The organism is Streptomyces sp. cg36 (assembly GCF_041080675.1).
Classification (GTDB): Bacteria; Actinomycetota; Actinomycetes; order Streptomycetales; family Streptomycetaceae; genus Streptomyces.
Genome location: NZ_CP163520.1, coordinates 7,310,440 through 7,335,598, shown reverse-complemented (window position 1 = coordinate 7,335,598; position 25,159 = coordinate 7,310,440). Strand labels below are relative to the sequence as shown.

The window sequence follows — 25,159 nt, the reverse complement described above, 5'->3', positions numbered from 1 at the left end:
CGGACCCTCACAGCCCCGGCGCACCCCACACCGGGAACCAGCGGGCCAGGTCGGGCTCCACGGCCAGGTCGTCCGCCAGCACGGCCTTGACCCGCAGCTCCAGCGCGCTGTCCCGCTTCTCCCCGGGCAGCGGCGCGAAGGGGTAGAACGTGCCGCGCTTGTAGAGGTAGACGAGCGCCAGCGCATGCCCCTCGGCGTCCTCGAAACCGACCAGTGAGCACAGCAGTTGGGGGCCGAAGCCGCTCTCTTGGAGCGAGGTGTTCACGGCGTGCAGATCGCCGACGAGCGCGGGCAGGTCGGTGGGGGTGCGGCGGGAGAGCAGCCAGGTGTAGCCGAACCCGTCGCGGCTGAACTCCACCGGCTCGCCGCCGCGGTCGGCGTCCGCGTCCAACAGCGCCTCGATGTCGTCGCGGATCCGGCCGAAGGCCCCGCCCTCCACCGAGGTGAAGCACACCGAACCCCGGCCGGTCGCGGTGAACCCGGCCGCCGCCTCCAGGGTGAGGGCGGCGGACGGCACCGCGAAGAGCCGGTCCAGGTCGGGGGCGACGGGCTTGGTGCGCCCGAGCAGGATGTCCAGGAAGCCCATGCGATCAGGCGCTCCGTCCCAGCTCGGCGGAGATCCTGGCCAGCCCGGCCAGGCGCTGCTCCAGGCTCGGGTGGGTGGAGAAAAGCCGGGAGAGCGCGGCGCCCGCGCCCAGGGCGGGGGCGAAGTAGAACGCGTTGAACGCGCTCGCCGTGCGCAGGTCCTTGCTGGGGATGCGGGCGATGTCGCCGTCCAGCTTGGTCAGCGCCGAGGCGAGCGCGGAGGGGCGGCCGGTGAGCAGGGCGGCGGCGCGGTCGGCGGCCAGTTCCCGGTAGCGCGACAGGGCCCGGATGAGCAGGAAGCTCACCGCGTACACCACCGCGGAGACGGCCATCACGGCCATCAGGATCGCGAAGGTGTTCTGATCGCCCCGGCGGCGCCCGCCGAACATCTGGGAGTAGAAGGCGAACCGGACGATGAGCCCGGCGATGACGCCGAGGAACGAGGCCACGGTGATCACCGCGACATCGCGGTGCGCCACGTGCGACAGCTCATGGGCCACCACGCCCTCCAGCTCCTCCGGCTCCAGGCGGCGCAGCAGTCCGGTGGTGACGCAGACGACCGCGTGGTCGGCGTTGCGTCCGGTGGCGAAGGCGTTGGGCAGATCGGTGTCGGCGACCGCGATCCGGGGCACCGGCATGTCGGCCGTCGCGCACAACCGGTCGACCAGACCGTGGAGTTGGGGCTGCTCCTCACGGGTGACGACCCGCCCGCGCATCGCGTACAGCGCGATCCGGTCGGAGAACCAGTACTGCCCCAGGAGCAGGGCCGCGGCGATCACCACGACCAGGACCGTCGACTTCAGCAGGACCAGCAGCGCGGCGACGAACGCCACGTACAGCAGGCCCAGCAGGAACACCGTGACCAGCATGCGGACGGTCAACTGCCGGTCGGGCTGGAAGCGGCTGCGCATGATGTCTCCCGGGGGACCGATGCTCTGCTCCTTCACTGTCCACCATGCCACTTACGGAGCCCGTAAAGGGGCGTTGCGGCGGACGCCCCGCGCGTCGAGGATGTGGGCCACCGGCGGAGCGGCCGGGCCGCCGGGCGCGGCACGACGGGAGGGAACTCGATGACCCAGCCATTCGGCTCCTACCAGAACGAGATCTACTTGGCGGGGCTCGGCGGTGTGGTGCCGTCGCTGCCGTTCGCGCACGAGGAGCTGGAGTCCCGGGCCAGGGCCGCGCTGGCGCCCCCGGTGTGGTCGTACGTGGCGGGCGGCGCGGGCGACGAGCGCACCCAGCGCGCCAATGTGGCGGCCTTCGAGCGGTGGGGCCTGTACCCGAGGATGTTCGTGGGGGCCGCCGAGCGCGACCTGTCGACCGAACTGTTCGGCATGACCCTGCCCTCTCCCCTGTTCATGGCGCCGATCGGGGTGATCGGGCTGTGCGCCCAGGACGGACACGGCGATCTGGCCACCGCGCGGGCGGCGGCCCGCACCGGCGTCCCGATGGTGGCCTCGACGCTGAGCGCCGACCCCATGGAGGAGGTCGCCGCCGAGTTCGGCGCGACCCCCGGGTTCTTCCAGCTGTACACCCCCACCGACCGGGAGCTGGCCGAGAGCCTGGTGGGGCGGGCCGAGAAGGCCGGGTTCAAGGCGATCGTGGTCACCCTCGACACCTGGGTCACCGGCTGGCGCCCGCGCGATCTGAGCACCGCCAACTTCCCCCAGCTGCGCGGCCACTGCCTGGCCAACTACACCGGCGACCCGGTCTTCCGGGCGTCCCTGGACCGTACGCCCGAGGAGGACCCCGGGGCGGCGGTGCTGCGCTGGACCCAGGTCTTCGGTGCCCCGCTGACCTGGGACGATCTGCCCTGGCTGCGGTCGCTCACCGCGCTGCCGCTGATCGTGAAGGGGCTCTGCCACCCCGAGGACGTCCGGCGGGCCCGGGACAGGGGCGCGGACGGGATCTACTGCTCCAACCACGGCGGCCGGCAGGCCAACGGCGGGCTGCCCGCGCTGGACGTGCTGCCCGAAGTCGTCGCGGCGGCCCAGGGCCTGCCGGTGCTGTTCGACTCGGGGGTGCGCAGCGGGGCGGACGTGGTCAAGGCGATCGCCCTGGGGGCGACGGCGGTGGGAATCGGCCGCCCGTACGCCTACGGCCTCGCGGTGGGAGGGGCGGACGGCATCGTCCATGTGCTGCGCTCGATGCTGGCGGAGGCGGATCTGCTGATGGCGGTGGACGGCTATCCGCGGCTCGCGGACCTCACTCCGGATGCGCTGCGCCGCGTCGGCTGAGCCGTACGGGTCCGGGCGTCCGCGCGTCCGGTCCCCGGTGCCCCGGGATCGCCGGGGCTCGCCGGGACCGGCGGGCGGGCCGCCGCGTCAGCGTGCCGCGGCCGTCACGCCCACCGCCTCCAGCCGGGCCGGGTCGGCCCGCAGGATGGCTTCCTGGGTGAGCTGGAGCGGGGTGCCGGGTTCGACACCCAGCTCGTCGCGGATGACCCGGCGCGCGCTGCGGTAGACGCCCAGCGCGTCTCCCTGGCGGCCCACCCGGTACAGGGCGGCCATCAGCTGCCGGTAGAACGGTTCGCGCAGGGGGTGCTGCACGACCAGGCCCTTGAGCTCCTCGATGACCGCGTGATGACGGCCGAGGGCCAGGGCGGATTCAATATTCAGCTCGATGCAATTCAGCCGTTTTTCTTCCTCGACCGCGGCGAACGAGCTGATCTCCGAAGATCCCGACATGCCGTCGAGAACCGGCCCCCGCCATATCGCGAGGGCATTTCTCAGACACTCGGCCGCCGCCGGGTAGTCGGCCGCCGCGTAACGGGACCGGCCGCTTTCATAGAGCCGTTCGAACAACCGGACGTCCAGTTGGTTCTGGCTGACGTCGAGAATGTATCCGGGTGACGCGGTCACGATCGGCGACGCCCGGCCGGGTGTGCCCAGCAGCTTGCGCAGCTGCGAGACATAGACCCGCAGGCTCGCCGCCGCACAGCGGGGCGGATGCTGTTCCCACAGCTCCGCCACGAGTTTGTCCCCCGGTACGGTCTCCCCCGCCCGGACGGTCAGCAGGGCGAGCAGTTTGGCGATCTTCGGTGGCGCCGGTGTCAGATCGGCGTCTCCGCAGGTCACCCGGAGCCGTCCGAGCACTTCGTAGCGCAGCGGACGACTGGATTGTGCATAGGACAGGGACACGTGACGCAACCCCCTTGAATGCATACCGGGCATTCAACTAGTACGGATCTCCCCGATCACCCCAGGGCATCGCGTTCCCAGGGCCCACGATTGCCGATAAACATCGTAGTCGAGCAATCGTTACGTAACCATTAAAAGGGTGCTAACACCTGGAACGCAGCACCCGGAGCCCCTTTCGGCCACCAATCAGCGGGAATTCGCTTACTAATTCCGGGAGCCGTATACAGAGCGCCCGGGGCGGCCGGCCGGGAGGGTGGTCCCCTCCGGGCCGGCCGCCCCGGGCGCCGGTGCGGTGGTTCAGCGCGCACCCGCCGGTTCGGGCGCCAGGGTCTCGGCCAGCCAGGAGAAGACCCGGTCGTGGAAGAGCGTCATCGAGCCGGAGTGGCAGTGCGCGCCGCCGCCCTCGTCGGCGGTGAACACATGCAGGGTCTTGGGCCCGTTCAGCCCGGTGTACACCTTCTTCGCGTGCTCCAGCCCGGCGAAGAACATGTCCTCCTCGGCGTCGAGCACCAGGACCGGGCAGCGCACCTGCCCCACCACGTCCGCCAGGCCGAACGCGGGCATCCGGCGCAGCAGTTCGGCGGGGGTGCTCGCGCCGAAGGTCCACAGCGCCTGCCGAAGCAGCCAGCGGGTGAAGGTCTGCTGGACGGCGATCCCGTACATCACGGGGTTGGCGAAGTCGTCGCAGCCCCGCTCGACCCACTCGTGGACGAACGGCGGCAGCGCCACCACGTCACCGAGCTGCCAGACCGCGTCATGGGCGACGCACCCCGCCAGCCGGTGCTCGAAGGCCGCGGCCCGTACCGCCAGGAGCCCGCCCAGGCTGGTGCCCATCAGCACGACGCGCTCGGGGTCCACCCCGGGCCGGGCGAGGGCGAAGTCGACCGCGGGCGTGACCACGTTCTCCCAGTCGGGCCGGAAGGTGAGCCCCTGCTCGCGCAGTACCGAGCCCTGGCCGGGGCCCTCGACGCACAGACAGTGGTAGCCGCGCGCCTGGGCCGCCGCGGCGATGAAGAAGTACCCCTCTTCGAGCGTGGAGTCGATGCCGCCGTGGTGGACGAGGGTGGGCCGGGGCCCCGCCGAGTCGTCGGCCCGGTAGAAGTGGCCGGGCAGGAAGCCGTCCTCGTACGGGACGCGCACGGGCTCGGGCGGGCGCTCCATCAGCCGGGCGGCCTCGGCGAAGGTCTCCTTGGAGAGCCGCATCAGCCGGGCCGCCTCGGGGTCGTGGACCGGGTCGTCGCGCAGGAAGAACTCGGCGGTGCGGTAGTAGGTGTGCGCCCGCAGCAGCGCGGAGCGCGCGTCGAGGGCGCGGTGCTCGGCGAGCGCCCCGGCGGCCAGCCGGTGGACCCGTTCGGCCAGCGCCGTCCACTCGCGCCGCCAGGCGTCGGTGTCACCGTCGGGGACGCGCGAGGCGACTGCGATGACCTCGCCGAGCTGCGCCCCGCCGTGGTCGGCGTAGCCCGCGGCGCGCAGTGCCTGGTAGTCGAAGGCTGGGTCGTCGAAGAGGAACTTCATGGCTGCGGCTCCTGGGTGGAAGGGGACAGCGGATCCCGCCGGTCCGGCGGGTGGGGGGCGCGCTCGCGCGCGTACGGCCGGTGCGGTCGGCGCCTCGGCGCCGAAGCGCTCCGCCACGGCGCGTTCGCGCGCGTGCGGCCGGTGCGTGCCGACGGTGTGCCGGTGGCCGCCCTACCGGGGCGCCGGGCGGGACCGGGTGCCGTCGAGGAAGGTGTCGACGATCGCCTCCGCGAAGGCGGCCGACTCCACCGGACGCTGACGGAGGATCAGCCGGGCCAGCATCGGTCCGGTGAGCAGCTCGATGGCCTGGTCCACGTCCAGGCCGGGACGCAGCTCGCCGCTGTCCAGACCGTCGCGCAGCACCTGCCGCATGGCGTCCCGCCGCGCGGCGACCGCGGTGTCCTCGTACCGCTCCACCAGCTGCGGGCGGTGCACCGCCTCCCCGAGGAGACCGGCCAGGAGGCGGTGCAGATTGGTGTCCTGGCCGCGGTGGCGGATCTGGTCGACCAGGTCGACGAGCCGGTCCCGCAGCGGCAGCCCCTGCGACGGCGTGACGGGCACGTCGAGGCTGCTCAGGGCCGCGAGGACCAGCTCCTCCTTGTTGCGCCAGCGCCGGTAGACGGTGGCGCGGGCGACCCCGGCCCGCTGGGCCACCAGGTCCATCGACAGCGCGCCGTAGCTGCACCCGTCGCCGAGCAGGCCGAGGGCGCTCTCCAGGATCGCGCGATCGGCGGCGGGATCGCGCGGGCGCCCGCCCCGCGCGGTGCGCGGGGCGGGCGGGGCCGGGCCGGTGGACCCGGCGGGCGGGGCGTTCTCGGTCCCCGTGCCGGTCCCGGGCGGGAGGGGTGGGACGGGTGGGGGCATGCTCAGACCTCCGTGGAGTGGTGGACCCGGGCGGCCGGCGCCGGGCCGGCGGACGCGTCCCGGGCGCGGGACGGCAGCAGGAACAGGCTGACGAGGGTGCCCGCGAAGGTGACCGCGGCGGCGACCGGCGCGGTGGTGTGCATGGCGGACACGAACGAGCCGACGGCCCGGTCCGCGAGCGCCGCGCCGCGCGGGACCAGCGCGCCGCCGACGCCGAGCCCGGTGCGGGCGGCGATCAGTTCGCCGGAGCCGCCCGTGTGGGCGAACCAGAGCGAGCAGAGCCCCAAGACGGCGAGACAGGCCACCAGGGTGCGTCTGCGCCCCCCGCGGTCGGCGAGCACGCCGGTGCCGAGGAGCAGGGCGGCGAAGGCCAGGGGGTGGGCGTCCACCGCCCACTGGAGGGCGCCGGAGGAGGCGCCGAGGCCCTGGGGCGCGGGCTCGGCGAGCGTGTTGAGCGCCACGTTCAGGATCGAGGGGTCGAGGACGGCGAGCAGGAGGCTCACCACGAGTACGCCCAGGACCCACCAGCGGTGGGTGGCGGCCGGTTCCTGCCCGGTGTCGCGGGTGTGGAGCTGAGTGGTCACGGGTGCCGCTCCTCGGAAGGAAGAGGGTGCTGCGTGAACTGGCCCGTGCGGCGGTGCGGTTGACGACGCTAGACCCGCCCGGCAACCGAGTCAATGGCGTATCGAAACAGGAGCGACTCGGATCCGGACATGCGGCACTGGGTGCCAACTGGACCTCGGCAAAGGTCAGTTCAACCACCCTCACGTGCGGGTCTGACGTGCACCTCAAGCCTTCCTTTACAGCGCCTTTGCACTTCCCGCCAACGATGGTGCAGCAGCTGGCACTTGGTGCCGCATCGCCCGCACCACCGCCGCGCCACGAGGGAAGGGACGAGATGCACAGGACGTTGACGGAGGCCGTACGCGCCGGAGTGGAGCAGCACCCCGACCGGCTCGCGTTCGTCTACCTGCACGAGGACGGCCGGACCACGCGGCCCGAAGAGCTCACCTACGCCGAACTCGACCGCCGCGCCCGGCTCGTGGCCGCCCGGCTGCGCCAGGAGTCCCGGGGCGACCCGGCCCGCCCGGTGCTGCTGCTCCACCCGCCGACACTGGAGTTCGTAACCGCCTTCCTCGGCTGCTTCTACGCCGGGCGCACCGCCATCCCCGCCCCGCTGCCCGACGAGCCCGGCGAGCGGCTCGCCCGGGTCGGCGGCATCCTCAAGGACGCCCGCGTGGGCGCGGTCCTCACACAGCCCGCCCACCGCCAGGCGCTCGCCGCGTGGCTGGCCGCCGCCGGCGAGCACGACGTGGTGTGCCTGGCGCCCGAGGACGACGGCTCCGACCCCGGCCCCTGGCGCGCCCCGGACACCCGCCCCGACGACATCGCCTTCCTCCAGTACAGCTCGGGCTCCACCAGCGACCCCAAGGGGGTGATGGTCACCCACGCCAACCTGGCCGCCAACGAGGAGGCCATCCACCGCTCCATGCTCACCGGCCCCGGCGTGGTCACCGGCAGCTGGCTGCCGCTCTACCACGACATGGGCCTGATCGGGATGACGCTGCACCCGCTGTGGATGGGCGGCACCAGCGTCCAGATGTCCCCCGTCTCCTTCATCAAGCAGCCGCACCGCTGGCTGCGGATGATCCACGACTACCGGGTGGAGGGCACCGCCTCGCCCGACTTCGGCTACGAGCTGTGCGCCCGGCGCACCACCGAGGAGCAGGCCGAGGGGCTCGACCTGTCGTGCCTGCGGGTGGCGCTCAACGGGGCCGAGCCGGTGCGCGCCACCACCCTGCGCACCTTCGCCGACCGCTTCGCCGCCCACGGACTGCGCCGCGAGGCCCTGTTCCCCTGCTACGGGCTGGCCGAGAACACCCTGCTCGCCTCGGCCGGGGACACCACCTCCGTCCACGTCGAACTGGACGTGGACGTCCACCACTTGGAGCAGCACGAGCTGCGGCCCGCCGTGGCCGGGCGGCCCTCGCGCACCCTGGTCGGCTGCGGCCGGCCCGCCGGGAGCGAGGTGCTGATCGCCGATCCGACGACCCGGGAGGCGCTGGCCGGCGGCCGGGTCGGCGAGATCTGGCTGCGCGGCCCCTCGGTCGCGCGCGGCTACTGGAACCGGCCGCGCGCCACCGACGCGTGCTTCCGCGCCGAGACCGCCGACGGACGCCCCGGCTATCTGCGCACCGGGGACCTGGGCGCGCTGGTCGACGGGGAGCTCTATGTCACCGGCCGCATCAAGGAGATGCTCATCCACCACGGCCGCAACCTGTACCCGCAGGACATCGAACAGGCCGTGCAGGAGTCCGGGCCCGCCCTGCGGCGCGGCGGCGGCGCGGTGTTCACCGTCGGTGACGACCAGCGGGAGCGCTCGTACGTGGTGGTGGTCCAGGAGGTCCGCCCCGGTCCGGGCGGCGACCTCGATCTGCCGGGCCTGGCCGCCTCGGTCCAGTCCGTGCTGAGCCGGCGCTTCCAGCTCCCCGCCGCCGGTGTGGTCCTGGTGCGTCCCGGGGCGGTCCGCAAGACCACCAGCGGCAAGACCCGGCGCACCCTGATGCGCCGGCTGTTCCTGGACGGCGCCCTGCCCGTGCTCCACCAGCGCCTGGAGCAGCCGCTGGCCGCGCTCGTCACCGCCCCCGACGCTCCCGCCCCGCACCCCGCCCCGCTGGCCGCCCCCGGCCGCTGACGCCCGGTCCACCGCGCCCCGGCCCCACAGGAAGAGGTACGCCATGCCCATCGCCCCGGACACCCGCACCGCGCCCCGCCCGTACGCCCCCGCCCGCCGCCCCGCCGCCCGCGCGGGCGCGGAGCTGGAGGAGTGGCTGCTCGACCGGGTGGCCTTCCATCTGCACCGGCCCGCCCGGGAGATCGACCCGGGCACCCCGCTCGCCGACTACGGCATCGACTCGATCGCCGCGATCGGCATCTGCGGCGAGATCGAGGAGCGGCACCGCGTCTTTGTCGCCCCGACCCTCGCCTACGACTTCCCGACCGTACGGGCCATCGCCGCGCACCTGACCGAGCTGCTCGCCGCCGGGGCCGCGTCATGAGCACACCCGAACCGGTGGCGGTCGTCGGGCTCGACTGCCGCTTCCCCGGCGCCCGTGACGCCCAGGAGTTCTGGCAGCTCCTGATGGCGGGCGGGGACGGCACCCGGCGGGTGCCCGAGCAGCGCTGGGAGGCCGAGCGCTACCGTACGGACGAACCGGCCGCCCCCGGCGAGCCGCGCCCGCCGGGCCGCTCCAACACCGTGCGCGGCGGCTTCATCGACGACCCGGACGCCTTCGACCCCGCGTTCTTCGGCATCGCGCCGCGCGAGGCCGCCGCCATGGACCCCCAGCAGCGGCTGCTGCTCCAGTGCGCCTGGCGGGCCGTGGAGGACGCGGCGGTGGCCCCCGAGGACCTGGCGGGCACCGACACCGGTGTGTTCGTCGGGGTGATGGCCAACGAGTGGGCCCACCTCCAGCTCTCCGACTACGACGGGATCACCGCCCGCCACGGTTCCGGCAACGGCTACTTCATGGGCGCCAACCGGGTCTCGTACCACCTCGACCTCAAGGGCCCGAGCCTCGCGGTGGACACCGCCTGCTCCTCGTCGCTGGTCGCCGTGCACCTGGCGGCCGGCGCGCTGCGCGCGGGAGACTGCGGCTACGCGCTGGCCGGGGGCACCAACCTGATCATGACGCCGGTCCTCAACATCTTCTACACCCAGGCGGGCCTCTCCGCGCCCGACGGCCGCTGCAAACCCTTCAGCGCCTCGGCCGACGGCATCGGCCGCGCCGAGGGCGTCGCCGTCCTGGTGCTGCGCAGGCTCGCCGACGCGCTCGCCGACCGCCAGCCCGTCTACGCGGTGCTGCGCGGCACCGGGGTCAACCAGGACGGCCGCAGCAACGGCATCACCGCGCCCAACCGCTGGGCCCAGCAGCAGCTCATCGAGCGGGTCTGGCGGGCCGCCGAGGTGGGCGCCGACGACATCGGGTTCATCGAGGCGCACGGCACCGGCACCCTCCTCGGCGACATGATGGAGGCCCAGGCGCTCGGCGGGCTCACCGCCGACCGCGCCGCCGGGTCCGTCGCGCTCGGCTCGGTCAAGAGCAACTTCGGGCACGCGGAGGGCGCCGCCGGGGTCGCCGGGCTGGTCAAGACGGTCCTCGCGCTGCACCACCGCACCGTGCCGCCCAGCCGGTTCGCCGAGGACGAGAACCCGGGGCTGCGGCTGGCCGAGCGGCGCCTGGCCCTGCTCAGGTCGCCGCTGCGGCTGCCCCGGGGCACCGTGCACGCGGCCGTCAGCAGTTTCGGGATCGGCGGCACCAACGCCCACGCGGTGCTCTCCTCGCCGCCCCGGGCCGTGCACCGCCCGGCCGGACGCGCCCCCGGGGTGTTCACCGTCTCGGCCCGCTCCGCCCACCAGCTGCGCCCCAATCTGCTCGCGCAGGCGGACGCCCTGGCGAGCCAGCCCGAGGACCGGCTGGCGCAGCTGTGCTGGACCAGCAACCGCGTCAAGTCCCGCCTGCCGCACCGCGTGGCGGTCGCGGCCCCCGATCTGCCGGGCCTGGTGGCGCGGCTGCGCGAGAGCGCCGAGCGGATCCCCGACGAGGACGGCGGGGTGCGCCGCACCGCGCCCTCGGTGGCGTTCGCCTTCACCGGCCAGGGCGCCCAGCACCCGCGCATGGCCGCCTCCTGGTACACCACCTCCCCCGGCTACGCCCGGCTCCTGGACGAGATCGACCGCGAGCTCGCCCCGCACCTAGGGCTCTCCGTGCGCGACGCGATCCTCGACGGCGACCCCGCAGTGCACCGCACGGGCCTGGCCCAACCCGCCCTGTTCGCCGTGGAGTACGCGATGGCGGGCGCCCTGCTCGACGCCGGGATCCAGCCGTCGGCGGTGCTCGGGCACAGCATCGGCGAGTTCGCCGCCGCCTGCGTGGCCGGGGTGCTCGACCCCGCCGACGCGGCCCGTCTGGTGGCCCGCCGGGGCGCCCTGATGGAGGCGCTGCCGGACGGCGGCGGCATGCTCTCGCTGCCCCTGCCCGAAACCGAGGCGCAGGCGCTGCTCACCGGCCGTACGGGCGTGTGCGTGGCGGCCGTCAACGGCCCGCGCGCCACCGTGCTCGCCGGTGACATCGACGAACTGACGTCCCTCGGCGCCCTGTTGGCCGACCACGGCGTCAGGGCCCGGCCGCTCACCGTCTCGCACGCCTTCCACTCCCCGCTGATGCGCCCCGCCGCCGAGGCGTTCCGCGCCGAGGGTGCCGGGACGGCGGTGCACGCGCCCTCGGTGCCGGTCTTCTCGACCGTGTACGGCCGCGCCCTGGCGGACGGCGAGCGGATGGACGCGGAGTACTGGGCCGGGCAGATCACCGCGCCGGTGCGGTTCGCCGACGCCGCCGCCGGACTCTTCGCGGCCGGGGTCACCCATGTCGTGGAGATCGGCCCGGGCGCCGTCCTCACCCCGCTGCTGGCCCGGCTGCGGCCCGCCGGCGGGGAGCCGGTGCGCTGCCTCGCCGCCCACCCCGGCGACCGCGCGCCCCGCCATCCGCTGCACCACCTGCTCGGCGAGCTGTGGAGCTCGGGGGTCGACCCCCGGTGGGACGCCCTGTACCCGGACGACGCGGACCGGGTGCCGCGCCGGCTTCCGCCGTACGTCTTCGACGACACCTTCCGCGCCTGGCGTTCCGCGGGCTCGCCCCGCCCGCCCGCGCCCCTCCTGCCCGGTACGGACGCGGCGCCGCCCACGGGGGAGGCCGCGGAACCGTGCCCGCCGTCCCCGGACAGCACCCGCCTGCCCGCGGTCTTCGCGGTGGCGCGCCGTCTGGTGTGCCGGGTCGGCGGGCACGACCCCGCGGCGGTCCGGGACCGCTCCCGGCTCGCCGAGGACCTCGGCTTCGACTCGATCCAGGTCATGGAGCTCAAGACCCGGCTGGAGAACGAGCTCCCGCGCCTGGGCACCCTGCCGGTCGAGGAGCTGCTGGCCAGCCTGGAGACGGTGGGCGACCTCGCCCGCTATCTGGGCGAGCGCCTGCTCGACGCACCCGATCCCGCACCCCGTCCCGGACCCGACGCACCCGATCCCGTACCCGACCCCGTACCGGACGCACCCGCCCTCGCCTCCGTACCCGACGACCCGGCCGTCCCGGAAGGACCGCGCGCATGAGCCCGTCCCCCGCCCCCGTCGCCCATCTGGTCTCGGTCGGCACCTGCCTGCCGGGCGACCCGGTGGACAACGCCGCCCTGGCCAAGCTCGTCGGCGTCGACGAGCAGTGGGCCGAGATGTTCATCGGCAACACCAGCCGCCACTTCGCCGTGGACCTCGCCACCGGCCAGGTCCGCCAGAGCCTCGCCGACATCGCGGCCACCGCGGCCGACCGGGCCCTGGCCGGGGCGGGCCTGGAGGCCGTCGACATCGACTGCGTGGTCATGGGCACCGCCACCCCGGACCAGCTGATGCCCGCCACCGTCAACCTGGTCGCGGACCGCCTCGGCATCGACAACGTCCCCACCTACCAGCTCCAGTCCGGCTGTGCGGGCGCCGTACAGGCCCTGGACGTGGCGCGCGCCCTGCTGCTGGCCGGGCGCTGCTCCACGGTGCTGGTCATCGGCGGCGACGTGTGCGCCAAACACCTGGAGACCGACTTCGACCCCGGTTCGCGCACCCCGGCCGAGCTGGTCAACTACGTCCTGTTCGGCGACGGGGCCGGGGCCGCCGTCCTGAGCGCCGAGGCGTTCGGGCACCGGGTGGAGCTCCGCCAGGTCCTCAACCGTCTGGTGGGTCTGGGCAAGCCGCCCGGCCAGGTCGTCGACTGGTTCGGCCTGGGCGACCGGCACAGCACGCGCACCGCGGTCTCCGAGGACTACAAGGCGATCGAGGCCGCCGTGCCGGTGCTCGCCACCCAGATGTTCTGGGAGCTGACCGGCGACGTCGGCTGGCCGGCCGACACGGTGGACTATCTGCTGCCGCCGCAGCTGTCGGGCCGGATGAGCGACCGCATCGGCGACGCGATGCCCGCCCCCGGCGCCGAGCGCGTCAACGTGGTGCGCACGGTGGGCAACAACGGCAACGCCCTGCCCTTCCTCCAGCTCGCCGCGCTCCTGGACCGCTGGCGGGGCCCCGGCCGTGCCGTCACGGTCGCCGTGGAGTCCAGCAAGTGGATCAAGTCCGGCATCGCCTGGGAGCGCGCATGACCACGACCGGCCCCGCCCCCGCCGACCCGGCCGCGCCGACCGGCGGCGGCTGGCAGGACCCGGGCGCCCTGCGCACCCTGCGCGAGCTGTACGCGGCCGGGCGCCTCGAGGCCGAATACCCTTGCGTGCAGGCCCTGTTGGCGCGGCTGCCGCAGGACCGGCGCACCGCCGCGGGCCAGCTGCTCGCCCGGGTGGACCGCGCCGAGGCCGTCCTGCGCCACCCCGACGTCCCGGTGGTGACCGTCGCGGTGACCGGCCAGTCCACGGTCGCCCCGCTGGTCGCCCCGCTCACCGCCGAACTGGCCCGCCACGGCCTGCTGCTCGACCCGCGGGTCTCGCCGTACGGCTCCTACCTCTCGGACCTGCTCGAACCCGCCGTCGCCCCGGACCCGGACCACCGGCCCCGGCTCACCCTGTGCCTGCTGGACGCGCAGACCGTGTTCGAGGAGGTGCCGCTGCCCTGGCGGGTCGAGGACGTCGAAGGCGCCGCCCGCGACCGGCTCGCCCTGCTCGCCGGAGCGGTCCGCGCCCATCAGGACGCCGGACGCGGCCCGTTGGCGCTCAACACGGTCCCGCTGCTGCACCGGCACGCCCGCCAGCTGGTCGACCTGCGCTCGCGGGCCCGGCTCGGCGCGGTGTGGCGGGAGTTCAACAGCGGGCTGCTCGCCCTGGCCGAGGAGCATCCGGGCGTCTTCGTCGTCGACCTCGACCCGCTGGTGGGGCAGGGCGTGCCCGCGTACGAGCCGCGCACCGGGCTGTACGCCAAGGCCCGGCTCGCCGAACCACTGCTCGCCGGGTACGCCCGCGACATCGGCCACCTCGTGCTCGGGCTGCTCGGCCGGACCCGCAAGTGCCTGGTCCTGGACCTGGACGGCACGCTGTGGGGCGGTGTCCTCGGCGAGGACGGGGTGGACGGCATCGAACTCGGCGGCGGGCTGCGGGGCGAGGCGTTCGTGGAGTTCCAGCGGGTCCTGGCCCAGCTCGGCTCGCAGGGCGTGCTGCTCGCCGTCAGCAGCAAGAACGACGCCGACCGGGTGCGCGAGGTGCTGCGCGAGCACCCCTCGATGGTGCTGCGCGAGGACGCGTTCGTCCGGATCAACGCCAACTGGGAGGCCAAACACGGCAATCTGCTCGACATCGCCGAGCGCGTCGGCATCGGCCCGGACAGCTTCGTCTTCGTCGACGACAGCACCTTCGAGTGCGGTCTGGTGCGCGAGCGGCTGCCCGGGGTCGCCGTGGTCCGGGTCGACGAGGAGCCCGCCCTGCACGTCCCGGCGCTGCTCGCCGACGGCTGGTTCGACCTGCCCGCGCTCACCGACGAGGACCGCGAACGGGCCGGCCGCTACCGCACGGAGGCCAGGCGGCGGGAGTTCCGCGAGGACGCGGGCTCCTACCAGGACTATCTGAACGGGCTCGGCATCGAGGTCACGGTGCGCCCGCCCGGCCCGGCCGAGCTCTCCCGGGTCTCCCAACTGACCCTGCGCACCAACCAGTTCCACCTCGCTCCGCAGCGCCTGCAGGTGCCGCAGGTGCACGCCTGGACGCGGAGCCCGGACCGGCAGGTGCTGGTCGTCGGGGCGGCGGACCGGTTCGGCGACCACGGGCTGGTCGGCGCGGTCTTCCTGCGCCGCTCGGGCGACGAACTGCACATCGACAACTACGTGCTGAGCTGCCGGGTGTTCTCGCGCGGCGTCGAGAGCGCCTGCCTGGCCGCGGTGCTGCGGCACGCCGTCGCCCGCGGCGCCCGCGCGGTGCTCGCCCACCACCGGCCCACCCCGCGCAACGCCGCGTTCGCCTCCTTCTACCTCGACCACGGCTTCCTGCCGACGGGCACCGCCCCCGACGACCCGGCCACCGTGGTCTTCCGGCACTCCCTGCGCGACCTCGCCCCCGCCCCCGCCCATCTGCGGCTGCACACCGCGTTCGAGGAGAACTGACATGAGCACCATCGCCATCGCCGACACCGCCGAGTTCTGCGCACTCCTGGAGGACGAACTCGGGGTGCGTCTGGCGCCCGAGGACCTCGACCGCCCGCTGGACGACGTCGCGGAGTGGGACTCGGTGCACCTGCTGCGCCTGGTCACCGTCGTGGAGAGCGTCACGGGCCGCCGCGTCCCGGTCGCCGAACTGCTGGAAGCGGCCACGTTCCGCGAGATGTACGAGGTGGTGCGCGCATGACCGGGCCCACCACCGGCGCCCGCGCGGGCTGTCTGCTGCGGGCGCCGCGCGAGGACGCCGCACTGCGGCTGCTCTGCTTCCACCACGCGGGCGGCGGGGCGTCGTTCTTCGCCCCCTGGCCCGCCCGGGTGCCGCCCGGGGTCGAGGTCGTCCCGGTGCAGCTGCCCGGCCGCGAGTCCCGCTTCCGAGAGCCGCGCTGCCACGACGCGGGCGCGCTCGCCGAGACGCTCGCGGCCGAACTCGGCCCCCATCTGGACCGTCCGTACGCGGTGTACGGGCACAGCATGGGCGCCCTGGTGGGCTTCGCCACGGTGGCGGCCCTGCTGCGGGCCGGGGGCCCCGCACCGCTCGCGCTGTACGTCGGCGCGTACGCGGCCCCCCACCTCACGCCGCCGCTGCCCCCGGCCGATCTGTGCGGGGACGCGGAGCTCGCCCGGCTCCTGGTGGACATCGGCGGGCTGCACCCGCGCTTCCTCGGCCGGGCGGACTGGCTGCGGGCGCTGCTGCCGGTGCTCCGGGACGACCTGCGGATCTGCGCCGGCCACCGGGACGCGGGGCTGCCGGAGCCGGGGGACGCCGAACGGCGGGCCCCGTTCGGCATCACGGCCTTCGCGGGCGCCGACGACCGGCTGGTGGACCCCGGGGCGGTGGCCGCCTGGCGGCTGTACGCCGACGAGTTCCGGCTGGTCACGGTGGAGGGCGGGCACTTCTTTCCGCGCGAGGCCCCCGAGCCGTTCTTCGCGGAGCTGGGCGCTTCGCTGGCCGCGCTGCTCCCGGCCGCCCGTCCGTGAACCGCCGCCCGGGGCACGGCCGTTCCGGCCCGCCCCGGCCGCTCAGACCGGGCCCACCACCCGGGGAACGCGGGCGACGCGCCGCCGCGACTCGTCCGCGTTCTTCTCGTACAGCGTGCGCTGGTCGGCCACCCCGGGCATCACCCACACCGGCCGCGCGGAGCCGTCGGCGAAGGCCAGGCCCTCGGTGTCCGGCCGCAGTCCGGTGACGGTGAGCGCGAACGGCGCCAGATAGTCGACGGAGTTGTCGGAGGTGAGGCGGAAGGGCCGGTCGTGGCCCGGGTAGATGAGGTCGGACTCGGCCACCACCCGGTCGATGCTGCGGGCGGCCAGCTCGGCGTCCCAGAAGACCAGCGGGTTGCGCCGGGTCTGGGCCACATAGGCGAAGTGCAGGGCGTCCCCGGTGATCGCGGCCACCCCGTCGGCGGTCTCCACCAGCAGCCCGATGCTGCCGGGCGAGTGGCCGGGCAGGGCGATCACCCGGACGCCCGGCACGATCGACTCCCCGTCCACGACCTCGCGGACCGGCAGCTGCTCCAGGAGCAGCCCGGTCCAGGCCGGGGTCGCCCAGTCGTTGGCGTGCGGGGCGTGCGCGTAGCGGCGCTCGTCGGCGTGGACCAGGAGCTCGGCGCCCGGGAACAGGTCGATGTTCTGCACGTGGTCCCAGTGGGCGTGGGTGAGCACCAGGGTGTCGACGTCGGCCGCGGAGAGGCCGTGGGCCGCCAGCGCCGCCCACAGATGGGGGCGGCGGCCGACGTGGGCGGCGTCGACGACGATGGTGCGGCGGCGGCCGGTCGCGTCGGCGCCCCGGACGAGGAACACCCCGCAGAACGCGGGGTAGCCCTGGTCGGTGTCGATGGCGAATCCGGGCAGGAGGATGTCGATCGTCGGCATGGAACTCCCTTGTGTCCGGCCGCCGTTCACGCGGCCGTGATCCGGTGGATCAGCCGCCGTCCGTCCGGCGGACGGCGGTGCGCAGTGCTTCCAGGCAGTCCGGGTTGGCCAGGGCGGACAGGTCGCCGGGCGGGTCGCCGGTGACGCAGTCGCGGATCAGCCGCCGCATCACCTTGCCGGTGCGCGTGCGGGGCAGTTCGGGCAGGGCGAGGACCCGGCTGGGGCGGAAGGCGGGCCCGAGGGCGTCGGCGACGCGCGCGCGGACCCGCTCGGCGTCCGCCGGGGCGAGCGGGCCCCGCGCGGGCACCACGAAGCACCACAGCGCCTCGCCCTTCACGGGATGCGGCACACCCACCGCCGCCGCCTCGGCGACGGCCGGGTCCGCCAGGGCGGCGTCCTCCACCTCGGCCGGTCCCAGCCGTTTGCCCGCCACCTTCATCACGTCGTCCAGGCGCCCGTGGACGAACCACTCCCCGCCGGTGCGCGAGGCGAGGTCGCCGTGGGACCAGCGGCCGGGCCGTCGGCCGAAGTAGGTGTGGGCGAACCGTTCGGGCGAGCGCCACAGCCCCCGGGTCATGCCGGGCCAGGACTGGCGGACGACGAGTTCGCCCATCTCCCCCTCGGCGACCTCGACCCCGTCCGCGTCCTCGATGGCCGCGTCGATGCCGAGGCAGGGGCCCGCGAAAGCGCCCGGGCTCTGCGGCAGGGTGGGCGCCGAGGCCAGCAGCGAGCCGCCGACCTCGGTGCCGCCGCTGATGTTGATGACCGGGCACCGTCCGCCGCCCGCCTCGCCGAAGTACCAGCGCCAGGCGTCCTCGGTCCAGGGCTCCCCGGTGGAGCCGAGGATGCGCAGCCCGGCACCGGCGCCGGGCGGCGGGGTCGTGGTCATCAGGGCCCGGGCGAGACTGGGCGAGCTGCCGAAGACCGTGACCCGGTGCTCGTCGAGCAGCCGCCAGAGCCGGTCGGGGTCGGGGTGGTCGACGGCTCCCTCGTACGCGAGGACGCCCGCGCCCGCGAGCGTGCAGCCGATCACGACCAGCGCGAACATGATCCAGCCGGGGTCGGTGACCCAGAACGCCACGTCCTCCGGCCGTACGTCGAGGTTGTAGCGCACCTCGGAGCCGACCTGCGCGGGGAAGCCGCCGTGGGTGTGGACCGCGCCCTTGGGGCGGCCGGTGGTGCCGGAGGTGTAGAGCAGCAGGAAGGGCGCGTTCGCGGGCAGTGGCACGGTGTCGGCGGGCGGCGCCCCGGCCAGCGCCCGCCAGGAGGAACGGCCGGGCCGGGCAATGGGATCGGGTTCCGCCGACTCATCGTCCACCACCACGAGTTGAGCCACCTCGGACGCCTTCTCCGCCGCTGCCCGGGCGACGGCGAGCATGTCGTAGCCCTTGCCCCGCCGGCTGGTCTGCGCCGCCGTCACCAGCACCCGCGCCCCGGCGTCGGCCAGCCGCACCGCGAGGGCCTCGGCGCCGAAGCCGGAGAACATCGGGACGAACACCGCCCCGATGCGGGCGCAGGCGAAGAGCAGCGCGAACGCCTCGGGACCGGGCGGCAGGTACCCCGCCACCCGGTCCCCCTCCCCCACCCCCAGCCCGCGCAGCCCCCCGGCCACCCGGGCGCTCAGCCGCGCCGCCTCGCGGTAGCCGAGCCGTCCGCGCGTCCCGTCCTCGCGCTCCCACACCAGTGCCGGGGTATCGCCGCGCCCGCGGCGCACCTGGCGCTCCAGGCAGGAGTCGACGAGGTTGGTGCGCCCGCCGGGGAACCAGCGCGTGGCGGCGATCCCGGCGCGCGCGTCGCGGGCGCACAGCGGTGGCTCGTGCCAGACGATGCCGATGTCCTCGACGGCGTGCGTCCAGTACCACTCGGGGTCGGTCACCGACCGGCGCTGCAACTCCCGGTAGCCGTCGAGGCCGTGGGCCCGGCAGAACCGGGCGACGTTGCTGTGCTCGGTCAGCTCCCGGCCGGGGTACCAGGCGTACTCGCCCATCAGTTGCCCTCCGGGTTCTCGATGAGGGCGGCGATGCCCTGGCCGCCGCCGATGCAGAGCGCCACCACGCCGAACCGCCCGCCGGTGCGCCGCAGTTCGTGGGCCGCCTTCAGCAGCAGGACCGTGCCGGTGGCGCCGATGGGATGGCCGAGCGCGATGGCCCCGCCGTTGGGGTTCACCCGCTCGGGGTCGAGCCCCAGGTCGTCCACGACGGCCAGGACCTGTGCGGCGAACGCCTCGTTGAGCTCGACCACCGCGAGGTCGTCGACGGTGAGTCCGGCGCGGCGCAGCAGCCTGGCGACGGCTCCGGCGGGCGCGAACCCCATGATCTCGGGGTCCAGCGCGTGCGCCACCACGTCCCGCAGCAGGCACAGCGGTACGGCCCCGGACGGCAGGTCGGCCCCGCGCATCATCAGTACGGCGGCGGCCCCGTCGTTGAGGCCGGCGGAGTTGCCGGCGGTCACCGTGCCGCCGGGCACGAACGCCGGGTCGAGCCCGGCGAGCCGCTCCACGGTGGTGCGCGGGCGCGGGTGTTCGTCGTGCTCGGCGGTGCCGTCCGGGGTGGCCACGGGGACGATCTGCTCGGTGAACCGCCCGCGCGCCACGGCCTGCGCCGCCCGCTGCTGGCTGCGGGCGGCCCAGTTGTCCTGGCGGGCCCGGGGGATGGCGAACCGCTCGGCCACCCGCTCGCCCGTCAACCCCATGGGGCCGCCCGAGAAGGGGTCGGTGACCAGCGAGAACGTGCCGTCGATACGAGACTGCCCGGCCAGTTCGCCCGGTGCGCGCTCGCTGTAGTCGAGCAGCGGCTGACGGGTCATCGACTCGGCGCCCCCGGCCACCACGGCCCGCGCCTCGCCGAGGGCGAGCATCTGCGCGGCGGACCACACGGCCTGGAGCCCCGAGCCGCAGAGCCGGTTGACGTTGTACGCGGGCACCTCGACCGGCAGCCCGGCGGCCAGCGCGGCCCGCCGCGCGTGGAAGGCGTCCGGCCCGACCTGTCCCACGCACCCCAGCACGACCTCGTCCACCAGGTGCGGGGCGGTCTCCGCGCGGCGCAGCGCCTCCCCGATCACCAGCGCGGCGAGCCGGTGCGCGGGCACCGAGCGCAGGGCGCCCCTGAACCGTCCGATCGGGGTGCGGGCCCCGTCCACCACGGCGATGTCGGGCAGCATCAGATCCCCCGTCCGTCGAGCCGGTCGAAGGAGAACGCCTTGTCGTCGCAGAGGAGTTGCACCGCGGACCTCCCGAGAAGCGGGACCCGACCCTGAAACGGAACGGCACCGTTCCGGCTCGTTCGCGGCGAACGTACACCCGCCGATTCACGGAACGCAACCGTTCCGTTCCGTGTTAATCTCCGATCATGGCCGCCCTTCCCGAGAGTGCCCTGCGGCGCCCGCCCACCGGAGCGGGCGTGCTGCGCGAATCCGTCACCGAGACCATCCGGCGGGCGGTCTTCGAGGAGCTGGCCGAGTCGGGGTACGCGCGTACGTCCATGGAGGCGGTCACCCGCCGCGCGGGCGTCGGCAAGGCCGCCCTCTACCGGCGCTGGCCGTCCAAGGAGGCCATGGTCGTCGAGCTGGTGTCCGGGGCCGCCGCCGCACACATCCCCACCACGGCCGACTCCGGCTCGCTCCACGACGACGTGGAGCGGTTCCTGCGGGAGACCCTGGCGGCGCTGCGCCATCCGCTGGTGGGCCGGATCATCCCCGACCTGGTCGCGGAGTCGGCCCGCAGCGCCTCTTTGCGCGCCGCGCTGCACGAGAGCGTCCTCGCCCCGCGCCGCACGGCCGTCGCCACCCTGCTGGAGCGCGCGGCGGCCCGGGGCGAGCTGCCGCCGGACATCGACACCGGCCTGGCCACCGACCTGTTCGGCGCCCCGCTGTACTTCCGCATGCTGGCGGTGGGCGGGCCGACCGACGACGCCTATGTCGCCCGGCTCGCCCGTGCCGTCGTGGCGGCGGTCTCCGCCAGCCGCTGACGGTCCGTCATCAGCCGGGCAGCAGCGCCTCCTCCGCGTCGCAGCAGCCGCCCCGGCGCATCAGCCGTCCCGCCGCCAGCCACTCCTCGTGGTCCGCCCGGCCCGGCTCCGGGTGGCCGAAGGAGGCCACCAGCTCGTCGGTGGCGTACGGCGTCCCGCCCCGCAGCACGGCCACCGTCCGCACCAGCTCGTCGAAGTCCGTGAACGGATCGCCGTCCACCACGGTCAGATCCGCCAGCAGCCCCTCCCGTACGGTCCCCAGGTGCTCCTCGACCCCGAACAGGCGGGCGGGCAGCACCGTCGCGGTGCGCAGGGCCGCCGCCGGGGAGAGCCCGCCGCGGTGCAGCGCGCGCAGCCCCATGTGCAGGGAGAGGCCGACCGGCACGAGCGGCGCGTCGGTGCCGAGGGCGACCAGGCCGCCCGCCTCCAGCACCCGGCGGTAGACGTCGGTCTCGGTGCGCAGGGTGGCCAGTTGGGCCGGGGTGGGCGCCGCCGCGGCCGACTGGCGCACGAGTGCGACGTCCCAGGGCGGCATCACCGCCGTCACCCGCGGATCGTCGGCGAGGTCGGGCTGCGCCCCGATCAGCGGGACCGAGGTGAACGGGGTGGCGATGAGCGCGAAGTTCACCCCGTGCCGGGTGTAGATCTCCACCACGTCCTGGGAGGCGTGGCCGGTGGCGGTGACGGCGTGCCCGAACTCGGCCCGCTGGGTGGCCTGCAGATGGGTCGTCAGATCCTGGCCCAGCTGGACGCCGGGCGAGAGCAGATGGCTGCCGCACCGGGCGCCGAGCCGCTCGTGGGCGAAGCGGGCCGCCTCCTCCATCACCCAGCCCGGCGCCCGCACATAGGTCTTGACGAAGTCCCAGTCGAGCGCGGCGCCCCGCTCCAGCGAGCGCCGCAGCCCCTGCCGGGTGCGGTGGGCGCGGCCCATGCTGTACGCCACCCGGGACCCGTCGAGCAGTTCGCCTGTGGTCAGCAGCCGGGGCCCGGCGAGCTCCCCCGCCGCCACCGCCTCGCGCACCCGCGCCTGTTCGTACGCGAAGCCGCCCAGGGAGACGGCCGTGGTGATCCCGTAGGTCAGCTGGCCGACCGTCTGGCGACCGCCGTAGGTGCTCTGCCAGGGGTGGGTGTGGGTGTCCCACAGGCCGGGCACGACCGTGCGCCGCGAGGCGTCGATCCGCCGCACCGCCCGGCGCGTGCGGTGCGGCTCGACGGCGGCGATCCGCCCGCCGCGCACCACGATGTCCACGTCGTCCCGCACCCGCTCGCCGGTGCCGTCCCAGAGCCGCCCGGCGTGCACCACGGCGTCGGCGGGCTCGGGGCGGTGCGCGTCCAGCGGCACCCGGACGGTGCGGGCCGGGCCGCCCGCGGCCGGGATCAGCCGCAGCCGGCCGCCGGAGAGGTAGAGCAGGGTGCGCGAGTCCCCGGACCAGGAGGGGTGGTCGGCCGGTTCGTCGGTCAGGGTGCGCGGCGGGCCCTGCGGGGTGCCGTCGGGGGCGACGGGCAGCAGGCAGAGCGCCGATTCGACGATCACCGCCAGCTGGCGGCCGTCGGGCGACCAGACGGGCCCCGAGTCGTAGCGGTCGGAGATCGAGACGTGGGGCGCGACGGCGTGCAGCCGGGCGGCGCCGGAGGCCGTGTCGACGACCCGGATGAGGTTGTAGCCCTCCCGGAAGCGGGAGTTGAGGCGGTTGCGGTCGCAGAACGCGAGGTGGCGGCCGTCCGGCGACCAGCTGGGGCGGCCGGGCAGCCCGCCCGCGCCGAGGGCGCTCACCAGGACGCGTTCGGCGCCCGTGCCGAGGTCCCGTACGAGCAGCCGGCCCGTCAGGTCGAGGCAGGCGAGCCGCTTTCCGTCGGGCGAGAGCGCCGGGTGCACCCGCCCGCCCGTGGCCAGCGCGCTCTCGTCTCCGGTGGCGAGGTCGCGCCGGTAGACGCCGAGCAGCCCGTCGCGGTCGTCCGCGTACACCAGCGAGCGCCCGTCGCGCGCCCAGGACGGCCCGAGCAGATAGCGGGTGGGCGCCGACGCACGCAGCCGCTCGGGCGGCCGGGCGCCCGTGGTGTCCGCCAGCCACAGGGTGTTGAGGGCGGCGAAGGCGACGCGGCGCCCGTCCGGCGAGAGCGCGGGCAGATGGACGGACCGCACCGGCTTGGCGCGCCCTTCGCCGAGGTCGTACTCCTTGACGCGGTAGCGCGGGCGCGCGATCGGCAGCGCTCCCTGGAAGGGGATGGTCTCGGTGTGGTCCGGCCGGTCGGGGCGCACGAGGGTGAAGCGGCCGTCGACGGTCAGCAGCACTTCGCCCGCCGCCGTCCAGCGCGGGGGCACCGGCGCGACGTCCCCGGCGACCGGGACCGGGGCGCCGTCGACGACCAGCGCGCAACTGGCGGCGGGGGCCGCGGTGGTGCGCAGGTACGCCAGGCGGCGGCCGTCCGGGGCCAGGGCCGGGGTCATCACCTGCACGGCCCCGGTCTCGGTGCGCACGACGGTGACCGGGCCCGCGCCGTCGGCGGGTACGGCGGCGACGGTGCGGGCGTCCATGACGGAGCCGAGCGGGGTGGTGACGGGCCCGCCCCGGACGAACAGCACCCGCCGCCCGTCCGGCGACCAGGTGGGGTCGAAGTCCTCCCAGGGGCCGTCCTGCGACGGCCCGTCCTGGCCGGGCAGTCCGGTGAGCGCGGTGACGGCACCGGTGCGCAGGTCGAGGACGTGGATGCGGTAGGGGCCGCCGGTCACCGGGTCGCCCGCCCGCTCGGAGGCGAACGCGATCCGGGTGCCGTCCGGCGACCAGGCCGGTCCCCGGTCGTCCCACGGGCCGTCGGTGCGCCGCCGCAGACCGGTGCCGTCCGCGCGCATGGTCCACACGTGGTAGCCGCCGCCCTGGTACGCGCAGAACGCGATCAGCGAGCCGTCCGGGGAGTGGCAGGGCCGGTTGGGTTCGAGCCCGGCCGGGGTGAGCGGCACGGCCGGGCCCCCGCCTCTGGGCAGCGACCACAGCACGTCCTGGACCTCGGCGATCAGCCGGTCGCCGGCGGGGGCGAGGGTGGCCGAGCCGTTGGTGGCCGCGGTGAAGGAGAGCGTGGCACCGGCGCGCCGGCGGGCGAGTGCCGGGACCGGCGCGAGGGTGGTGACGGCCGAGGCGGCGCCCGCGGCGGCCAGGAGCTGGCGGCGGGAGAGGGAAGGGACGGAGAGGGGGGCGGCGGCGCCGCTGGGGTCACGGTCCATGACACCTCACGCTGACGCACCGCGCGCCACGCGGGCAACCGCGCCATTCGCGCCAAATGGGTTGCGTATGCGTGGAGTTGACCCGTGCGGCGGCTTCAGATGCGCCAGGAGCGGATGCGGTCGGCGGCGTCGTAGGCGTCGGTGTGGCCCGCGTCTATGTCCTTGGCCAGGTCGATCAGCGCGCCGTAGGGCGCGTCCAGGCCCTCGCCCGCGGCGTTCATGTACGCCACGACGACGGCGGCCCCGAACAGCGCGTTGCGGGCGGGCAGGGGGCGCAGGCGGATGATCGCGTGCATCAGCGCGCCCGCCCGCCAGGAGTTGTCGACGGTGGCTTCGACGCGCGGGGTGTTGACGCGGTGGCGGCCGACGGCGGCCACCAGGGTGGAGAAGTCGTGCACGCTCGGATGCTTGGGCAGCACTTCCGTCTGGCGCTCCAGGAGCCAGCGGATGTCGATGTGGAACTCCACGGTCAGGCGGCCCGTCCCGAGGCGTCCAGCTGGTCGGGCGCGTCGTCGGGGAACGCCGCGTCGAACGCGTCGCCCTGTTCGGCGATGAAGGAGCGGAAGACCTCGGCGGCCCCTTCGAGGCGCGGGTCGCGCACCGCGTCGTAGGCGGCCTGGGTCACTAGCGCGGTCACCGTCGACCCCTCCGCCTCCGCGCGCTCCTTCAGCAGCGCGTGGAGTTGGTCGTCGACCCGGATCGTCACTGACTTGGACATGTCCCGACCGTACAGCAGGGCGTACAGCGCGGACATGGCTTCGACCGGAACCACCACGTCCGACGCCGGCGTCGGGTACGGCATGCCGGACATGTCGG

General features: G+C 74.9%; 21 protein-coding genes. 9 read left to right on the top strand and 12 right to left on the bottom strand.

The window, feature by feature from the left end; genetic code table 11:
* Nucleotides 1-7 precede the first annotated feature (7 nt).
* Together AB5J87_RS32405 and htpX are read right to left on the bottom strand one after the other, a co-directional pair.
* Nucleotides 8-586, bottom strand: a complete 579-nt coding sequence (locus AB5J87_RS32405; protein ID WP_369381949.1) for a hypothetical protein — start codon at nucleotides 584-586, stop codon at nucleotides 8-10.
* Nucleotides 587-590: 4 nt separating this feature from the next.
* A complete protein-coding gene (htpX, locus tag AB5J87_RS32400) occupies nucleotides 591-1,496 on the bottom strand; it encodes a zinc metalloprotease HtpX (protein WP_369381946.1) in 906 nt (301 codons plus the stop codon).
* A 159-nt stretch (nucleotides 1,497-1,655) separates the two neighbouring features.
* Between htpX and AB5J87_RS32395 the strand changes: the two genes are divergently transcribed.
* Nucleotides 1,656-2,822 (top strand): alpha-hydroxy-acid oxidizing protein, encoded by a 1,167-nt coding sequence (locus AB5J87_RS32395; RefSeq protein ID WP_369381944.1) that lies wholly within the window; start codon nucleotides 1,656-1,658, stop codon nucleotides 2,820-2,822.
* A gap of 87 nt (nucleotides 2,823-2,909) precedes the next feature.
* Here the strand turns inward: AB5J87_RS32395 and AB5J87_RS32390 are convergent, their stop codons facing one another.
* The 4 genes from AB5J87_RS32390 to AB5J87_RS32375 all read right to left on the bottom strand — a co-directional run bounded on the left by AB5J87_RS32390 (nucleotide 2,910) and on the right by AB5J87_RS32375 (nucleotide 6,688).
* Nucleotides 2,910-3,725, bottom strand: coding sequence for a BTAD domain-containing putative transcriptional regulator (locus AB5J87_RS32390; protein WP_369381941.1), 816 nt, complete (start codon nucleotides 3,723-3,725; stop codon nucleotides 2,910-2,912).
* A gap of 297 nt (nucleotides 3,726-4,022) precedes the next feature.
* Entirely contained in the window at nucleotides 4,023-5,240 is a 1,218-nt protein-coding gene (locus AB5J87_RS32385; protein WP_369381939.1) for an alpha/beta hydrolase family protein, read from the bottom strand.
* A gap of 171 nt (nucleotides 5,241-5,411) precedes the next feature.
* Nucleotides 5,412-6,104: a TetR/AcrR family transcriptional regulator gene (locus tag AB5J87_RS32380; protein ID WP_369381936.1), complete on the bottom strand. Its 693-nt coding sequence runs from the start codon at nucleotides 6,102-6,104 to the stop codon at nucleotides 5,412-5,414.
* Nucleotides 6,105-6,106: 2 nt separating this feature from the next.
* Nucleotides 6,107-6,688 carry an MFS transporter gene (locus AB5J87_RS32375; RefSeq protein WP_369381934.1) on the bottom strand — a complete coding sequence of 194 codons (582 nt, stop codon included), beginning with the start codon at nucleotides 6,686-6,688 and terminating at the stop codon, nucleotides 6,107-6,109.
* A 314-nt stretch (nucleotides 6,689-7,002) separates the two neighbouring features.
* On the opposite strand from AB5J87_RS32375, the gene AB5J87_RS32370 reads away from it, so the two are divergent.
* The 7 genes from AB5J87_RS32370 to AB5J87_RS32340 are packed head-to-tail and all read left to right on the top strand — an operon-like array spanning nucleotide 7,003 to nucleotide 16,264.
* Nucleotides 7,003-8,799 (top strand): fatty acyl-AMP ligase, encoded by a 1,797-nt coding sequence (locus tag AB5J87_RS32370; RefSeq protein ID WP_369381933.1) that lies wholly within the window; start codon nucleotides 7,003-7,005, stop codon nucleotides 8,797-8,799.
* A gap of 43 nt (nucleotides 8,800-8,842) precedes the next feature.
* Complete coding sequence (locus AB5J87_RS32365; RefSeq protein ID WP_369381930.1) at nucleotides 8,843-9,163, top strand: acyl carrier protein; 321 nt, start codon at nucleotides 8,843-8,845, stop codon at nucleotides 9,161-9,163.
* A complete protein-coding gene (locus AB5J87_RS32360; protein ID WP_369381928.1) occupies nucleotides 9,160-12,267 on the top strand; it encodes a type I polyketide synthase in 3,108 nt (1,035 codons plus the stop codon). Before AB5J87_RS32365 ends, AB5J87_RS32360 begins: the two co-directional genes overlap by 4 nt.
* Nucleotides 12,264-13,295 carry a 3-oxoacyl-ACP synthase III family protein gene (locus tag AB5J87_RS32355; RefSeq protein ID WP_369381926.1) on the top strand — a complete coding sequence of 344 codons (1,032 nt, stop codon included), beginning with the start codon at nucleotides 12,264-12,266 and terminating at the stop codon, nucleotides 13,293-13,295. Before AB5J87_RS32360 ends, AB5J87_RS32355 begins: the two co-directional genes overlap by 4 nt.
* Nucleotides 13,292-15,232, top strand: coding sequence for an HAD-IIIC family phosphatase (locus tag AB5J87_RS32350; RefSeq protein ID WP_369381924.1), 1,941 nt, complete (start codon nucleotides 13,292-13,294; stop codon nucleotides 15,230-15,232). The genes AB5J87_RS32355 and AB5J87_RS32350 overlap by 4 nt, the downstream gene beginning before the upstream one ends.
* Before the next feature lies 1 nt (nucleotide 15,233).
* Nucleotides 15,234-15,473, top strand: a complete 240-nt coding sequence (locus tag AB5J87_RS32345; RefSeq protein ID WP_369381922.1) for an acyl carrier protein — start codon at nucleotides 15,234-15,236, stop codon at nucleotides 15,471-15,473.
* Nucleotides 15,470-16,264: a thioesterase II family protein gene (locus AB5J87_RS32340; RefSeq protein WP_369381919.1), complete on the top strand. Its 795-nt coding sequence runs from the start codon at nucleotides 15,470-15,472 to the stop codon at nucleotides 16,262-16,264. Before AB5J87_RS32345 ends, AB5J87_RS32340 begins: the two co-directional genes overlap by 4 nt.
* Nucleotides 16,265-16,306: 42 nt before the next feature.
* Here AB5J87_RS32340 and AB5J87_RS32335 read toward each other — a convergent pair whose 3' ends face one another.
* Genes AB5J87_RS32335 through AB5J87_RS32325 form a run of 3 tightly spaced genes read right to left on the bottom strand, consistent with a single transcriptional unit; the run spans nucleotide 16,307 to nucleotide 20,317 of the window.
* Entirely contained in the window at nucleotides 16,307-17,158 is an 852-nt protein-coding gene (locus AB5J87_RS32335; RefSeq protein WP_369381918.1) for an MBL fold metallo-hydrolase, read from the bottom strand.
* A 49-nt stretch (nucleotides 17,159-17,207) separates the two neighbouring features.
* On the bottom strand, nucleotides 17,208-19,145 hold the full coding sequence (locus AB5J87_RS32330) for an AMP-binding protein (protein ID WP_369381916.1): 1,938 nt from the start codon (nucleotides 19,143-19,145) through the stop codon (nucleotides 17,208-17,210).
* The gene (locus AB5J87_RS32325) at nucleotides 19,145-20,317 is read right to left on the bottom strand and encodes an acetyl-CoA C-acyltransferase (protein ID WP_369381913.1); all 1,173 of its coding nucleotides are present in this window, start codon (nucleotides 20,315-20,317) and stop codon (nucleotides 19,145-19,147) included. Before AB5J87_RS32325 ends, AB5J87_RS32330 begins: the two co-directional genes overlap by 1 nt.
* Before the next feature lie 188 nt (nucleotides 20,318-20,505).
* On the opposite strand from AB5J87_RS32325, the gene AB5J87_RS32320 reads away from it, so the two are divergent.
* Nucleotides 20,506-21,123, top strand: a complete 618-nt coding sequence (locus AB5J87_RS32320; RefSeq protein ID WP_369381912.1) for a TetR/AcrR family transcriptional regulator — start codon at nucleotides 20,506-20,508, stop codon at nucleotides 21,121-21,123.
* 10 nt (nucleotides 21,124-21,133) lie between these two features.
* Here the strand turns inward: AB5J87_RS32320 and AB5J87_RS32315 are convergent, their stop codons facing one another.
* From AB5J87_RS32315 to AB5J87_RS32305, 3 genes are all read right to left on the bottom strand, one after another.
* Entirely contained in the window at nucleotides 21,134-24,343 is a 3,210-nt protein-coding gene (locus tag AB5J87_RS32315; RefSeq protein WP_369381910.1) for an amidohydrolase family protein, read from the bottom strand.
* Between the two features lie 95 nt (nucleotides 24,344-24,438).
* Nucleotides 24,439-24,810 carry a toxin Doc gene (locus tag AB5J87_RS32310; protein WP_369381908.1) on the bottom strand — a complete coding sequence of 124 codons (372 nt, stop codon included), beginning with the start codon at nucleotides 24,808-24,810 and terminating at the stop codon, nucleotides 24,439-24,441.
* A gap of 2 nt (nucleotides 24,811-24,812) precedes the next feature.
* Nucleotides 24,813-25,061, bottom strand: coding sequence for a hypothetical protein (locus tag AB5J87_RS32305; RefSeq protein ID WP_369381907.1), 249 nt, complete (start codon nucleotides 25,059-25,061; stop codon nucleotides 24,813-24,815).
* Nucleotides 25,062-25,159: the final 98 nt, after the last annotated feature.